The following is a 779-nucleotide window of genomic DNA, read 5'->3' on the forward strand; positions in this document are numbered from 1 at the left end:
ATTTACTGGCGTCACCAATTTTCAAGTCGCTAAAGAAATAGCACTTTTTATCAACAAAAAACCGACTAATCATTTCACTAAACCGATAAAACATGTGCTCTATTTTAATGACGCACAAATTCTATGCGCTCTTGATGTCAATAAACTCGACGCAGAACCCATGGTCTTAGGTACCAGTGACGAGAAAGAAATTTCTCGTCTGCTTGGTTCAACGCCTGAAGAACGATTTACTTATTACGATCAAATTCACACGTTAGGTACAGACATTAAGCAGTTCGATACAGCGCATGCTATAGTCTTGGCGGATGAGAAAGACTCTTTTCAAGCTGTCGTCCAAGGTAACTTGCGTATGAGAGGACTGGCTCAGAAGCAAACCCTTGAATTCATTGTCCCTAAACGCCTTGAAGGCATTACTCTTGACGGCCTCATTGACCGCCTCGTGGAAAATGACAAGAAAACGCTGTGGCTAGATAATCTTTTTGCGACAAAAGCACAAATGACGAACCTGCTACGACGCACGGCTCTTACGGCAATCCAGGATCTACCTCCTAAAGAAGCCGTCCGTAAAGCAGATTTGGCTAAGAAATTTGAACAATTCTTTGTCGAGGTTCCAACACTAGAGCTCTTTGCTTTATACGGAGCTATTAATAAAGCACAAGCGACAAAGACGCTACTTTCTAACTATAAAGTACAGTTACTTCGCCAATGGGCCAATTGTTACGAACTAGGTGGACTCACGCCTGATGAAAAAGAACTTCAGCAATTAAGAACGACGATGG

General features: G+C 42.2%; 1 protein-coding gene. It reads left to right on the forward strand.

Features of this window, described 5'->3' with window-relative positions; genetic code table 11:
- Positions 1-779 (forward strand): hypothetical protein (locus Lbru_RS17575; RefSeq protein ID WP_193786929.1); only part of this gene is annotated, 779 nt, incomplete at both ends.

Origin of the sequence: Legionella brunensis (assembly GCF_001467025.1) — a bacterium.
Classification (GTDB): Bacteria; Pseudomonadota; Gammaproteobacteria; order Legionellales; family Legionellaceae; genus Tatlockia; species Tatlockia brunensis.